The organism is Pseudomonas sp. 2835 (assembly GCF_050435905.1).
Lineage (GTDB): Bacteria > Pseudomonadota > Gammaproteobacteria > Pseudomonadales > Pseudomonadaceae > Aquipseudomonas.
In genome coordinates this window covers 137,075-149,975 of the sequence record NZ_JBNDLE010000002.1, presented here as the reverse complement: position 1 = coordinate 149,975, position 12,901 = coordinate 137,075, and the positions used below count along the sequence as shown (strand labels likewise).

17 protein-coding genes are annotated in these 12,901 nt (G+C 62.4%); 7 read left to right on the top strand and 10 right to left on the bottom strand.

Features of this window, described 5'->3' with window-relative positions:
* Nucleotide 1: 1 nt before the first annotated feature.
* A complete protein-coding gene (locus ABIE20_RS02680; protein ID WP_371128693.1) occupies nucleotides 2-844 on the top strand; it encodes a methyl-accepting chemotaxis protein in 843 nt (280 codons plus the stop codon).
* A gap of 109 nt (nucleotides 845-953) precedes the next feature.
* Here the strand turns inward: ABIE20_RS02680 and ABIE20_RS02675 are convergent, their stop codons facing one another.
* Genes ABIE20_RS02675 through ABIE20_RS02665 form a run of 3 tightly spaced genes read right to left on the bottom strand, consistent with a single transcriptional unit; the run spans nucleotide 954 to nucleotide 2,032 of the window.
* On the bottom strand, nucleotides 954-1,577 hold the full coding sequence (locus ABIE20_RS02675; protein WP_429502576.1) for an SOS response-associated peptidase: 624 nt from the start codon (nucleotides 1,575-1,577) through the stop codon (nucleotides 954-956).
* Nucleotides 1,578-1,589: 12 nt separating this feature from the next.
* Nucleotides 1,590-1,850 carry a putative signal transducing protein gene (locus tag ABIE20_RS02670; protein WP_429502574.1) on the bottom strand — a complete coding sequence of 87 codons (261 nt, stop codon included), beginning with the start codon at nucleotides 1,848-1,850 and terminating at the stop codon, nucleotides 1,590-1,592.
* Nucleotides 1,850-2,032: a CPXCG motif-containing cysteine-rich protein gene (locus ABIE20_RS02665; protein WP_010225771.1), complete on the bottom strand. Its 183-nt coding sequence runs from the start codon at nucleotides 2,030-2,032 to the stop codon at nucleotides 1,850-1,852. Before ABIE20_RS02665 ends, ABIE20_RS02670 begins: the two co-directional genes overlap by 1 nt.
* 124 nt (nucleotides 2,033-2,156) lie before the next feature.
* Here ABIE20_RS02665 and ABIE20_RS02660 point away from each other — a divergent pair, with 124 nt between their 5' ends.
* A complete protein-coding gene (locus tag ABIE20_RS02660; protein WP_429502572.1) occupies nucleotides 2,157-3,320 on the top strand; it encodes a 1-acyl-sn-glycerol-3-phosphate acyltransferase in 1,164 nt (387 codons plus the stop codon).
* A 54-nt stretch (nucleotides 3,321-3,374) separates the two neighbouring features.
* On the opposite strand, the gene ABIE20_RS02655 is transcribed toward ABIE20_RS02660, so the two are convergent.
* Nucleotides 3,375-3,635 carry a hypothetical protein gene (locus ABIE20_RS02655; protein ID WP_429502570.1) on the bottom strand — a complete coding sequence of 87 codons (261 nt, stop codon included), beginning with the start codon at nucleotides 3,633-3,635 and terminating at the stop codon, nucleotides 3,375-3,377.
* A gap of 169 nt (nucleotides 3,636-3,804) precedes the next feature.
* Between ABIE20_RS02655 and ABIE20_RS02650 the strand changes: the two genes are divergently transcribed.
* Nucleotides 3,805-4,011, top strand: coding sequence for a hypothetical protein (locus ABIE20_RS02650; protein ID WP_429502568.1), 207 nt, complete (start codon nucleotides 3,805-3,807; stop codon nucleotides 4,009-4,011).
* Between the two features lie 63 nt (nucleotides 4,012-4,074).
* On the opposite strand, the gene ABIE20_RS02645 is transcribed toward ABIE20_RS02650, so the two are convergent.
* Nucleotides 4,075-4,659, bottom strand: coding sequence for a YajG family lipoprotein (locus ABIE20_RS02645; protein ID WP_429502566.1), 585 nt, complete (start codon nucleotides 4,657-4,659; stop codon nucleotides 4,075-4,077).
* A 174-nt stretch (nucleotides 4,660-4,833) separates the two neighbouring features.
* On the opposite strand from ABIE20_RS02645, the gene ABIE20_RS02640 reads away from it, so the two are divergent.
* Nucleotides 4,834-5,067 (top strand): hypothetical protein, encoded by a 234-nt coding sequence (locus ABIE20_RS02640; protein ID WP_038997152.1) that lies wholly within the window; start codon nucleotides 4,834-4,836, stop codon nucleotides 5,065-5,067.
* 605 nt (nucleotides 5,068-5,672) lie between these two features.
* On the top strand, nucleotides 5,673-7,178 hold the full coding sequence (gene mqo, locus ABIE20_RS02635) for a malate dehydrogenase (quinone) (RefSeq protein ID WP_429502564.1): 1,506 nt from the start codon (nucleotides 5,673-5,675) through the stop codon (nucleotides 7,176-7,178).
* Nucleotides 7,179-7,230: 52 nt separating this feature from the next.
* Here mqo and ABIE20_RS02630 read toward each other — a convergent pair whose 3' ends face one another.
* The 3 genes from ABIE20_RS02630 to ABIE20_RS02620 form a co-directional block, all read right to left on the bottom strand.
* Entirely contained in the window at nucleotides 7,231-7,521 is a 291-nt protein-coding gene (locus ABIE20_RS02630) for a PA4642 family protein (RefSeq protein ID WP_429502562.1), read from the bottom strand.
* 70 nt (nucleotides 7,522-7,591) lie between these two features.
* Nucleotides 7,592-8,059, bottom strand: coding sequence for a hypothetical protein (locus tag ABIE20_RS02625; protein WP_195885670.1), 468 nt, complete (start codon nucleotides 8,057-8,059; stop codon nucleotides 7,592-7,594).
* A gap of 98 nt (nucleotides 8,060-8,157) precedes the next feature.
* Nucleotides 8,158-8,715 (bottom strand): hypoxanthine-guanine phosphoribosyltransferase, encoded by a 558-nt coding sequence (locus tag ABIE20_RS02620; protein WP_010225758.1) that lies wholly within the window; start codon nucleotides 8,713-8,715, stop codon nucleotides 8,158-8,160.
* Nucleotides 8,716-8,879: 164 nt separating this feature from the next.
* Here ABIE20_RS02620 and upp point away from each other — a divergent pair, with 164 nt between their 5' ends.
* Together upp and ABIE20_RS02610 are read left to right on the top strand one after the other, a co-directional pair.
* Nucleotides 8,880-9,518 (top strand): uracil phosphoribosyltransferase, encoded by a 639-nt coding sequence (gene upp / locus ABIE20_RS02615; RefSeq protein ID WP_045196006.1) that lies wholly within the window; start codon nucleotides 8,880-8,882, stop codon nucleotides 9,516-9,518.
* Nucleotides 9,519-9,520: 2 nt separating this feature from the next.
* Nucleotides 9,521-10,795 (top strand): uracil-xanthine permease family protein, encoded by a 1,275-nt coding sequence (locus ABIE20_RS02610; RefSeq protein WP_429502559.1) that lies wholly within the window; start codon nucleotides 9,521-9,523, stop codon nucleotides 10,793-10,795.
* A gap of 124 nt (nucleotides 10,796-10,919) precedes the next feature.
* Here the strand turns inward: ABIE20_RS02610 and hemH are convergent, their stop codons facing one another.
* Nucleotides 10,920-11,936, bottom strand: coding sequence for a ferrochelatase (hemH, locus tag ABIE20_RS02605; RefSeq protein ID WP_429502557.1), 1,017 nt, complete (start codon nucleotides 11,934-11,936; stop codon nucleotides 10,920-10,922).
* 13 nt (nucleotides 11,937-11,949) lie between these two features.
* Nucleotides 11,950-12,855, bottom strand: coding sequence for a TIGR01777 family oxidoreductase (locus ABIE20_RS02600; RefSeq protein ID WP_429502555.1), 906 nt, complete (start codon nucleotides 12,853-12,855; stop codon nucleotides 11,950-11,952).
* Between the last annotated feature and the right edge of the window lie 46 nt (nucleotides 12,856-12,901).

Genomic DNA, 12,901 nt, shown 5'->3' with positions numbered 1-12,901 from the left:
GATGATCAGCCAGGTGGTGGCCTCGGTACAGAAGGTCAGCGACTCCTCGGAGCACACCGCCGACATCGCCATTCGCACCAACCAGGGCGTGCACAAGCAGATGGCCGAAATCGACCTGGTGGCCACCGCCGTGCACGAAATGACCGCTACCGCCCAGGACGTCGCGCGCAACGCCACCCATGCCGCCCAGGCCGCCAGCAATGCCGACCAGGCTGCGCATCAGGGCCTGGCCATCGTGCGCGACACCTCCAGCTCGATCAGCGCCCTGGCCGAGGAAATCGGCCGTGCCGTCGGCGTGGTGCAGAACCTGGCCCGCGACAGCGAGAATATCAACGCGATCCTCACCGCCATCCGTGCGATTGCCGAGCAGACCAACCTGCTGGCGCTCAACGCCGCCATCGAGGCGGCTCGTGCAGGTGAACAGGGCCGTGGCTTTGCCGTGGTGGCCGACGAAGTGCGCAACCTGGCGCAGAAAACCCAGCAGGCCACCGAAGAAATCCAGCAGATGATCCAGCAGCTGCAGCAGGGTACCCGCGATGTGGTGCGTGTCATGGAAGACAGCCAGGGCAAGACCGACGACAGCGTGCAGCAAGCTGCGCGCGCCGCCCAGGCGCTGGAAAGCATTACCCAGGCGGTGTCGGTGATCAACGACATGAACACGCAGATTGCCAGTGCCGCCGAAGAGCAGAGCGCGGTGGCCGAAGACATCAACCGCAACGTGATCAATATTGGCCAGGTGGCCAACGAAGTGGCTGGCGGGGCGGATGAGTCGAGCACTGCCAGCGCCGAGCTGACCAAGCTGGCCGAGCAACAGCGGCGCTTGATCAATCAGTTCAGGGTGTGAGGTCTTGGGGCTGCTTCGCAGCCCATCGCTGGCAAGGCCAGCTCCCACAAGGTCAGTACACACACTCCACTGTGGGCCGGCCTTGCCGGCGAAGCCCTTTCAAGCACCCTCAAGCCGGGGTCAAACACTCCGGCCCATTAAGCTTCGGATCGTTGACCATATTGGCCAGCACCCGCTCACGCAGCGGTGCCTGACTGCTCGCCAGCAGCTCGTACAAGCGCGCCGGCGGGGTCTCGGGATCAAGCCACGCTGCCTGCCCGGCGGCATCGAGAATCAGCGGCCGGCGCTGGTTCAGCGCCGCCTGGGTCACCACTGCGGTACTTAGCCAGACCTGATCCTGCACCGGATACGCCTCCCATATCGCCGCAAAAAACAACGACGAGCCCTCCCCCGGCGTCAGCCAGTAGGGCCGCTTGCGCTGGGTGCCGCGCCATTCGTAAAAGCCGTTGGCCGGCAACAGGCAGCGGCGCAGGCGAAAGGCTTCACGGAACATCGGCTGTTCGGCCAGGGTTTCGGCGCGGGCATGGGCCGGGGTCCGCGAGAGGTCGGTGAGCCAGGCCGGGGTCAGCCCCCAGCGCGCCCGCGCCAGCTCCATCTGGCCGTCGTCGAGGCGGCGCTGGATCAGTACCGAGGCACCGGGGGAGATATTCCATTGTGCTTGCTGGTCACAGGGAAATCCCGGCAGGGCAGCAAAGGCGGGAGACCAGCGAAACAGCGCATAACGTCCACACATGAGGGCAAAAACCTAGCAAATCAGGGTTCCGGGGATGTTCTCCGGTTCGTCGCCCACAAGTGGCAGGGCACTATTGTACGCGGCGATCAGCTCGCGTGCGCAGGCAGCCTGCTCATCGGCCACCGCCAAACCGAGCAAGCCGTGCATCGGCAGGTCGCCCATGGCGCCCATCAGGTCGCGGCCGACCAGGTGCACGGTGATGCCTTCGTTGTCGAGCATACCGATGAGCATTTGTGCTTCCAGCAGGCTCTCAGGGTCGTAGATTCGCTGCATCAGTCATTCTCACCGTAAACGTCCAGCATCCATTCCTCGCCATGCACCTGCAGCACGAAGCGGATCGGCTTGCAGCACACCTGGCAGTCTTCGATGTACTCCTGATCACCGCCCGACAGGTCCACCGTCGTCTCGACTTCTTCACCACAATAAGGACAATCGTAGATCGCTGTCTCCAGCATCGCGGCCTCCCGAGTGACTTGTGCGTATAATTGCCGGTCTATTTACAGGCCCTGAGTGTGTCTGAGCCGTTTTTCAGACCCCGGCCCTACCTATTACCCTAGCCGTTTCCAACAAGAGAGCATGATGGGCGAATTCGATGCCATCCGACCGTACGACGACGCTGAAGTCCCTGCCGTTCTGGCACGGCTGCTCAGCGACCCGGCATTCCTCGATATCCTCACCCACTTCCGCTTCCCGCGCATGGCCGGGGCTTTTGGCTGGCTGCTCAAGCCGCTGATCGCCCGGCGCCTGCGCAAAGAGTTTGCCGGGGTCAGTTGCGTCTCGACCCTGCAGGACAAAGTCGAGTACTACGTCGACCATACCATCGAGCGGGCAACCGACGGCGTGACCTACACCGGCGTCGAACAGCTCAAGGCCGGTACCGCCTACCTGTTCCTGGCCAACCACCGCGATATCGTCATGGACCCGGCCTTCGTCAACTATGCCGTGTACCACGCCGGCCTGCCGACCCCGCGCATCGCCATCGGCGACAACCTGCTGCAAAAGCCGTTCGTCAGCGACATGATGCGCCTTAACAAGAGCTTCATCGTGCATCGCTCGATCACCGGCCGGCGGGAAAAGCTCGCGGCTTACCAGCTGCTGTCGGCCTACATCAACCACTCGATCCGCAACGACGGCCAGTCGATCTGGATCGCCCAGGCCGAAGGCCGGGCCAAGGATGGTGATGACCGTACCGATTCGGCAATCCTGAAAATGTTCCACATGAGCCGCAAGGACGAGCCGTTCGGCGCCGTGATCCAGTCGCTGAACCTGAGCCCGGTGTCGATCAGCTACGAGTACGACCCGTGCGATCAGGCCAAGGCCCGCGAGCTGTATATCCGCGCCACCACGGGCACCTACAGCAAGGCGCCGGGTGAGGATGACATCAGCATCGCCCAGGGCATCACCGGCTACAAAGGCCGCGTGCACATCAACTTTGCCCCGCCGGTGACGGAGTTCGTCGAGGACACCAAGCAACTGGCCGCGGAGATTGACCGGCAGATTCTGGCCGGCTACCGGTTGTTCCCGGTGCATTACCTGGCTTATGCGCAGTGGGCCGATGCCGACCCGGCGCTGGAAGTACCGGCGGCGGCCAAGGTGTTTACGGCCGATGAACTGGCCCGCGCCCAGGCCGAATGGCAGCGCCGCCTGGACGCCTGCCCGGCCGAACAGCGGCCGTACCTGGTGCAGCAGTACGCGATGCCGGTACGCAATCAGTACCGGGTCAAGGCGGGGTTGGCGTTGTAAATTTATTGCGGATCAAGCCCGCTCCTGTAGGAGCGGGCTTGACCCGCGAACGGTTCACACCCAGGTGCTGAACCAGGACAGCAACAAGGCCAGCGCCAGAAAGGCAAAGCCGAGAATGTAGTAGAAGCGGTTGATGCGCAGGCTCATGCCATCGACCACCGCTTCATCACCAGCCAGGCCCGCCAGGGTTTGCGCCGCGCGGCGGCGGGCACTGTGCAGCAGCAGGCCGCCCGGGCAGGTCAGCACCAGGGCCAGCAGATTGATCAGCTTGGCCGGATGGGCGGCGAACAGCCCCCAGATCACTTGCAACGACATCGCAAAACCTCAAAAGAAGTACATCGATACTTTCGACACGGCGGGCATTCTACCCAAGCGCCGTGCCCTTGCCTGTGCTTTGCGACAAATGACGATTAATTCCCGGCGTCACACGCTCGTCATCAAGACGCGCCACTCTATCGGCCGTCGCCACTTACCGGAGCTTGTCATGCTGCACGCCGAAAACCAGGACCGCCTCTACCTGATCGCCCAGAGCGACGAGCAGCAGGCGCTGATCGACGGCCTGGCGTTCAACGTCCAGGACCGCCAATGGCTGGTGTATTGTGCCCTGGGCGGGCATGCCCATGATCACCTGCCCGAGGTTGACGGCCCTACCGGCATCAGCGTGCTGGACTTCTACGTCGAAGCCGCCTGATCGCCCAGAAACGCAAAAGCCCGATGCCTGCCATGCAGACATCGGGCTTTTTGCTGTTATGACTTATTCGCCGAGGATCTGACCGATGGCCTGGTCCTTGAACAGACGGGTCAGCGCATCGCTGAGCACATCGCCCACCAGCTTGGTGTTGGTTTCCTGGTTGGGCGCCATGCCGAAGCGCTGGTCCAGCGAAGCGCCGTAGCGGCCGCTGTAGCGACGGTTGGCGTTGGCCACGTCGGCCTTGAAGGTCGCACCGATGGTGGCTTCGGTCACGTACATGCCCTCTTTGGGCGACTGGTACTTGAGTTCGGTCAGGGTCACGGTCAGCTGCGGCGCGTTGTAGGCGTTCGGCGTCGGGGTGAAGCCCAGCAGGCGCACGGCCGCTTCGGCCTGGGCCTGCAGTTTTGGCAGGATGTCGTTGCCGGTCACGGTGATGGCGCTGGTTTCAGGGTACAGGCCGCCACGGGTGCCCAGGGTTTGCGAAGCACGGCCATCGACGACCTTGACCACCACCGGCTGGCCATGACCGACCGGCGCCAGCTGGGCGTTGAGTTTCGGTTGCGGGCTGAGTTGTTGCGGGCTGTGGGCACAACCGGCCAGAGTCAGACTGGTCACCGCGATCAAACCGAACAACAAACGTTGCAACATGCTCATCTCTCCAGAATAGGCAGCAAAGGCCGCCAGTATAACCAGCACGAGGCAGACCAGCTATCGGCGTGCCATTAGTGAATAAGACCGGCCTGCCCGGCCCCGGTTCGCTGTCACAATCGTTTCATCACTGCCCGGTTATCCTAGGCTCAGTTCTTCACAGGGATACCCGCCATGTCCTCGCTCCTGGCCCTGCTGTTCAAACGCAACCCGCAACGCTGCTTCGCCCGCCTCGACGCCCTGGGCCATTGCCAGGCCTTCAAGCAGTGCGCACAGGCCCCGGCGACCAGTGGTTGGGTGGAAATCAACGAAATTCGCCTGGCCTGGCTCAACCGTCCGCTGCCCGCCAGCGCCCGTGTTTCAAAGCGTGTCAGTGGAAACTGGCTGCAACGCAGCCTCGCCGCCTGAGTTTTGCCTCAATAAAAGTCGCTAATAAAGAGCTTTTCTGCCCGCGACATCGCTATAATCTCCCCCCGATTATAAGGACGTCTCCTGATCGGGCCTCGCAGTACCGCCAATGCCCAGCATTGCGCATCCCCCGCACCGCCCACAGAGAGCCTTCCACACAGGTCTTGCACCAGCCAGTGTGCCTGCGTCATTCGGCCATCTGCTCTGCCTGAACCTGCCGGGTCTGCCATCGCGCAGCCCATTTTGAGGTTCACGACTCCAAAAGAGCGTGAAAAAACGGGTTTTCACAACTTCACGAGAGTGTGGCGAGCAATGAACAGTCTGGCATGTGCAAAAGCACCTAAAGTGTCCCGAACAGCCCTGAACAGCTGGCAACAGCGCTCATTTGCAATGGGTGCCTGAAACCGGTCCATAACGCACGACGGATACCTTGACCATAAGTCGAATTGCCGCACCGGCTGTAAAATGCGTTCATAGGCAACGCAAAGCCCGGTTGGTGGTGTCCGCTGAAGTTGCAAAAACTGCGAATAATCGGACATGGCGATCCTGGCAAGCCAGGGATCCTATGCTGTCAATTTGGTGCTGAAGATTTTGGAGACGCGTTAATGGCGCAGAACGAAGCAGTCGATGTAGTACTGGTAGGGGCAGGCATCATGAGTGCCACCCTGGCCGTACTGCTCAAGGAACTCGACCCGGCGATCAAGCTGGAAGTCGTCGAGTTGATGGATTCGGGTGCCGCGGAAAGTTCCAACCCGTGGAACAACGCCGGGACCGGCCATGCCGGGCTGTGTGAACTGAACTACACGCCACAGGCCGCCGACGGCAGCATCGATATCAAGAAAGCGGTGCATATCAATACCCAGTTCGAGGTGTCCCGGCAGTTCTGGGCCTACCTGAGCAAAAAAGGCGCGTTCAGCTCGCCACGGGCGTTCATCAACCCCGTGCCGCACCTGAGCTACGTCGAGGGCGAGAAGGGCATCAGCTTCCTCAAGAAGCGTTTCGAGATGCTCAAGCAGCACCACGCCTTCAGCGAAATGGAATACACCGAAGACAAGGCGGTGATGAACGAGTGGATGCCGCTGATGATGCCGGGTCGCCCTGCCGACCAGCAGATCGCCGCCACCCGCGTCATGAAAGGCACCGACGTCAACTTCGGCGCGCTGACCAACAAGCTGCTCAAGCACCTGGCCAACGCCCCCGAAGCACAGGTCAAGTACTGCAAGAAGGTCACCGGCCTGCGCCGTAACGGCAGCGGCTGGACCGTCAGCATCAAGGACGTCAACAGCGGCAGCAGCCGTGAAGTCGATGCCCGCTTCGTATTCCTCGGCGCCGGTGGCGCGGCCCTGCCGCTGCTGCAACTGTCGGGCATCGAAGAGAGCAAGGGCTTTGGCGGCTTCCCGGTCAGCGGCCAGTGGCTGCGTTGCGACAACCCGGAAGTGGTCAAGCGCCACCAGGCCAAGGTCTACAGCCAGGCCGCGGTAGGTTCGCCACCGATGTCGGTACCGCACCTGGATACCCGCGTGGTCGACGGCAAGACCTCACTGTTGTTCGGCCCGTATGCCGGCTTCACCACCAAGTTCCTCAAGCATGGCTCGTTCCTTGACCTGCCGCTTTCGGTGCGCATGGGCAATATCGGCCCGATGCTGGCCGTGGCCCGCGACAACATGGACCTGACCAAATACCTGGTTAGCGAAGTGATGCAGTCGATGGAGCAGCGCCTGGACTCCCTGCGTCGCTTCTACCCCGAGGCCAAGGCCGAGGACTGGCGCCTGGAAGTGGCTGGCCAGCGTGTGCAGATCATCAAGAAAGACCCGAAAAAAGGCGGCATCCTGCAGTTCGGTACCGAACTGGTTGCAGCCAAGGACGGCTCCCTGGCCGCCCTGCTCGGTGCATCCCCTGGTGCTTCGGTGACTGTGTCGATCATGCTGGAACTGATCGAGCGCTGCTTCCCCGAGCAGGCCAAGGGCGCCTGGGCGGCCAAGCTCAAGGAAATCTTCCCGGCCCGGGAAAAGGTCCTGGCCACCGACGCGGCCCTGTACCACAAGATCAGTGCGTACAACGACGAGGCCCTGGGCCTGGTCGAAAGCAGCCCGGCGCAGAGCTACGCATAACCTGCCGGCATAAAAAAACGCCCTTCGGGGCGTTTTTTTATGGGCGCTGGTATCAGCCGCGAGCCTTGTCGATGATCTCGACGTACTCGGGTGCGTTGCGCTGGTCCGCGATGGCTTCAACGAAGGTCTGGCCGTGCTCGTCCTTGCCGTCCAGGTCATAGCCAGCTTCGACGAAGAAGCCGACATAGCGCTCGAAGTCATCGACGCGCAGGCCGCGGTAGCCCTTGATCAGCTTGTGATGAGACGGCGAAGTAGCGCCATCGGCCGGCTCGTACTGCAGGAACGACTTGATGTAGTCGTCGCTGATCTCATCACCAATCACTTGCTTCTTGTCTTTACGCATTGCCGACTCCAACTGAACCATCACGGACATTTTCACGGGCCGGCAGTTTACCCCCGGGCAGCGCCGGCACTCAACGCGCGCGTACGCTGCCGGTGTGCAGATCGGCCCAGATATGGCCATTGGGGTAGCTGAGGAACTGCACATAGACAGTATCGTTGCGCAGCAGGTCGAGCATCACCCGGTACTGGGCCAGTGGGTAATTGAGGGTCAGGGTCTTGCTCTTGTCGTCGAAGACCGGCTTTTTCAGGCTTTTGCTTTCGGCGTCGAAGCTGATCAGCACCTGGCTGATGGTCGCGCCCTTGCTCAGCGGCTTGCCCTTCAGGCGCAGGATCAACGGCGAAGTGACGGGAATGGGTTGCTGATTGGACTGGCGCTGATTGCCTACTACCACCGAATAGCTGGTGACCTGCAGCAACTGCTGCGAATCGGCAACTTCCTTGCGCAGCCCAAGATCATCGGGCGGCAGGAACTGGCTGTGCAGGGGCGCCGCGGCCAGCGGCATGCTCAGCAGGAACAACAGGGGGAAAATCGCACGCATGTCAGGCTCCTTGGGGGCAGCCTGGCACTCTAGCATGGGACGGCGTCAGCGCGGGGCAGGCCCACCCAACATGGGCGGGCTTGCCACAAGACTGTATCTCAGAGGCCTTTGACGGCGTAAATGCCGTTGGCGTTGCGCCAGTAGCCTTTGTAGTCCATGCCATAACCGAATACGTAGCGGTCAACACAGCTCAGGCCGCAGAAATCGGCCTTGAGGTCGGCGCTGGCCTTGCGGTCGTGGTCCTTGTCGATCAGCACGGCAGTGTGCACGGCGCGGGCGCCAGCGTGCTTGCAGAAGTCGATAATGGCGCTGAGGGTATGACCTTCATCAAGAATATCGTCGATGATCAGCACATCGCGATCGATGAACGAGACTTCCGGCTTGGCCTTCCAGAACAGGTCACCGCCGCTGGTCTGGTTGCGGTAGCGGGTGGCGTGCAGGTAGGACGATTCCAGCGGGAACTGCAGATGGGTCAGCAGCTTGCCGGCGAAGATCAGGCCGCCGTTCATCACGCAGAAGACGACCGGGTTGCTGTCAGCCAGTACTTCGGTGATCTGCGCGCCCACGCGGGCGATGGCTGCCTCGACTTCGGCTTCGGTGTGCAGGCAGTCAGCCTCGCGCATGACTTGACGGATGTGCTCGAGATCGGCGGACATGGCGCTCTCCAAGGGGCGGCAATTGAGAAAAGCGGGCAAAGGTACGCATCCCGTCGCATCAGATCAAGCATTTCTGGACTAACGTCCAGTAAGTCTGAGGACATGCATGGCTGAATAGATTAATCTAGCGCGGTTTTTTTGCCCGCCCCCCGGAGCTTTTCCCTATGCCTACCCGTGAGATCCGCCATCCGCTGATCCGCCACAAGCTCGGCCTGATGCGCCGCGCCGACATCAGCACCAAGAACTTTCGCGAGCTCGCCCAGGAAGTCGGCACGCTCCTGACCTACGAAGCGACCAAAGACCTGCCGCTGGAAAGCTACGAAATCGACGGCTGGTGCGGCAAGGTCCAGGTCGAGAAGATCGCCGGCAAGAAGATCACTGTAGTCCCGATCCTGCGCGCCGGCATCGGCATGCTCGACGGCGTGCTCAGCCTTATTCCAGGCGCCAAGGTCAGCGCCGTGGGCGTGGCCCGCAACGAGGAAACCCTCGAAGCGCACACCTACCTGGAAAAACTCGCCCCGGAAATCAACGAGCGCCTGGCGCTGATCATCGACCCGATGCTGGCCACCGGCGCCTCGATGGTCGCCACCATCGACCTGCTGAAAAAAGCGGGTTGCAAGGACATCCGTGCCATGGTCCTGGTTGCTGCCCCCGAAGGTATCGCCGTGGTGGAAAAAGCCCATCCGGACGTGCAGATCTACACCGCCTCGATTGACCAGTGCCTGAACGAGCACGGCTACATCATCCCGGGCCTGGGCGATGCCGGTGACAAGATCTTCGGTACCAAGCAGAAGGACGCCTGAACATGCAGGATGAGTTCAACGACCCGCTCTGGCGCCAGGTCGTCTCCGGCGCGCAGATGCTCTTCGTCGCCTTCGGCGCGCTGGTATTGATGCCGCTGATTACCGGCCTCGATCCCAACGTCGCGCTGTTCACGGCGGGTTTGGGAACTCTGCTGTTTCAGGTGGTTACCGGCCGTCAGGTACCCGTGTTCCTGGCCTCGAGCTTCGCCTTCATTACCCCGATCATCCTCGCCAAGGGCCAGTTCGGCCTGGCCGAGACCATGGGCGGGGTCATGGCGGCGGGCTTCGTCTACACCTTCCTCGGCCTTGCGGTGAAAATCAAAGGCACCGGCTTTATCGACCGCCTGCTGCCGCCGGTAGTGATCGGCCCGGTGATCATCTCGATCGGCCTGGCAATGGCGCCGATTGCCGCCAACATGGCCATGGGCAAGGCCGGTGACGGCACCGAGCTGCTGCCGTACAGCACCGCGATGATGATCTCCATGCCGGCACTGCTGACCACCCTGATCGTCGCAGTATTCGGCAAGGGCATCTTCCGCCTGGTGCCGATCATCGCCGGCGTGCTGGTGGGCTTTGCCCTGTCGTTCTACTTTGGCGTGGTCGACACCGCCAAGATCGCCGCCGCGCCCTGGCTGGCGCTGCCGCACTTCACCGCGCCAGCGTTCAACTGGCAGGCAATCCTGTTCATCGTACCGGTGGCCCTGGCGCCGGCGATCGAGCACATCGGCGGGGTTATTGCGGTGGGCAGCGTGACTGGCCGCGACTACCTGAAAAAACCTGGCCTGCACCGCACCCTGCTCGGTGACGGCATCGCCACCACCACTGCCGGCCTGTTCGGCGGGCCGCCCAACACCACCTACGCCGAAGTGACCGGCGCGGTGATGCTGACCAAGAACTACAACCCGAAGATCATGACCTGGGCGGCAATCTTTGCCATCACCCTGGCCTTCATCGGCAAGTTCGGCGCGCTGCTGCAGAGCATTCCGGTGCCGGTAATGGGCGGCATCCTCTGCCTGCTGTTCGGCTCGATCGCGGCGGTGGGCATGAACACCATGATTCGCCACAAGATCGATCTGAGCGAAGCGCGCAACCTGGTGATCGTTTCGGTGACCCTGGTGTTCGGTATCGGCGGCGTGCTGATCGGTAGCGGCACAGGCCCCGATGACTGGGGCCTGAAGGGCATCGCCCTGTGCGCGGTGGTGGCTATTGCCTTGAACCTGCTGCTGCCGGGTAACGACAGCTGGAAAAACAAGGCGCTGGACGATCAGTTGCCTTGATCTGATTGCCTGATGGGGCCGCTGCGCGGCCCATCGCTGGCAAAGCCAGCTCCCACAGAGTGCATGCATCGCCATTGTGGGAGCCGGCGTTGCCGGCGATGGGTCGCACAGCGGCCCCTTGCTTTCAACCTGCTTGCAGACACATCCCCTTCAACGCCTGCACCCATTGCGGGTGATCATTCAGGCACGGCACCAGCACCAGTTCCTCGCCGCCGGCCTCGACAAACTGCTCGCGCCCGCGGTCACCAATCTCTTCCAGGGTTTCGATGCAGTCGGCAACAAACGCCGGGCACATCACCAGCAGTTTTTTCACCCCTGACTTGCCCAACTCGTCCAGCCGCGTTTCGGTGTACGGCTCGATCCACTTCGCCCGCCCCAGTCTTGACTGGAACGACACCGACCACTTGCCGTCGGGGATGCCCATCTTCTGCGCGAACGCCTGGGCGGTGCGCAGGCACTGGCCGCGATAGCAGACCGCAAGCACCTCGGGCGAAGCGTTGCGGCAGCAATCGGCGTCCTGGAAACAATGCTTGCCGGTGGGGTCGAGTTTTTTCAGGTGTCGCTCGGGCAGGCCATGGAAGCTGAGCAGCAGGTGATCGTAATCCTCCTGCAAATATGGCTGCGCGCTGGCTACCAGGGCGTCGATGTATTCCGGCTTGTCGTAGAACGGCTGCAGAATCGCCATCTCGAGCGGCAGCTTGTGGTCGGCAATCACCTGTTTCGCCTGCTCGATGACCGTGGTCACGGTGCTGTCGGCAAACTGCGGGTACAGCGGCGCCAGGGTGACCTTCTTCACGCCCTGGCTGGCCAGGCGCGCCAGCACCGTCGGCAACGAAGGTTCGCCGTAGCGCATGGCGATTTCCACCGGGCCGTGGCTCCACTGCTCGCGCATGGCCGCCTGCAGGCGGCGGGTCAGCACCACCAGCGGTGAGCCTTCGTCCCACCAGATCGAGGCATAGGCATGGGCCGACTGCTCCGGGCGCTTGATCAGGATCAGCGATACCAGCAAGCGCCGCACCGGCCATGGCAGGTCGATGACATAGGGGTCCATGAGAAACTGATTGAGGTACCGGCGCACGTCGGCAACAGAAGTGGAGGCCGGTGAACCCAGGTTGACCAGCAGCAAAGCGTGATCGGTCATGCAACGTCCTATTTCAGAGGCGGCTGGACAACTCGTCCAGGGCCGATTGCAGATCATTGAAGCGGAAGGTGAAACCGCCAGCCAGCAAACGCACCGGCCGCGCCCGTTGCCCGCCCAGCAGCAGGGTCGACAACTCGCCAAGCCCGGCCTTGAGCACCAGCGCCGGCAGTGGCATGAACGCCGGGCGGTGCATGGCCCGACCCAGACGCCTGGCGAACTCGCGGTTGCGCACCGGCTCTGGGGCACAGGCATTATAAGGACCGCTGGCATCCTTGTGCTGCAAGAGAAAATCAATCAGGGCGACCTGGTCGTGTATATGAATCCACGGCATCCACTGCCGACCGTCGCCGATAGGCCCGCCCAGCCCGAGTTTGAACGGCAGGCGCAGGCGCGACAAAAAGCCGCCCTCGCTCGACAGCACCAGGCCAGTGCGCACCAGCACCACACGAATCCCCAGCGGCTGCGCAGCCATGGCGGTTTCTTCCCAGGCGATGCACAGCTGACTGGCAAAATCCTCCTTGACCGGCTGCGAGGCCTCGGTGAGCTCACGCTCGCCACCATCGCCATACCAGCCTACCGCCGAGCCCGAGATCAGTACCTCGGGGCGCTGCTGGCGCGCCTCGAGCCAGGCCAGCAATTGCTCGGTCAAGGTGATGCGACTGGCCCAGAGCAAGGCGCGACGGCTGGAACTCCAGGGCCGATCGGCGATCGGCGCGCCGGCCAGGTTGATCACCGCGTCCACGCTGTCGTCATCGGCCAGCTCATCGAGGCGGGCAATGCCGCGCACGCCAGCGCCACACAACCTGCCCACCTGCTCGGGGCGTCGACTCCAGACCGTCAGCCGATGCCCCTGAGCCAGCCAGTGCTGACACAGGTGTTGGCCGATCAACCCGGTACCGCCGGTCAGCAATATATGCATGGCTGTGTCCTCGCTTGGCGCGCCAGTGGTCTATTTTTAACAACAA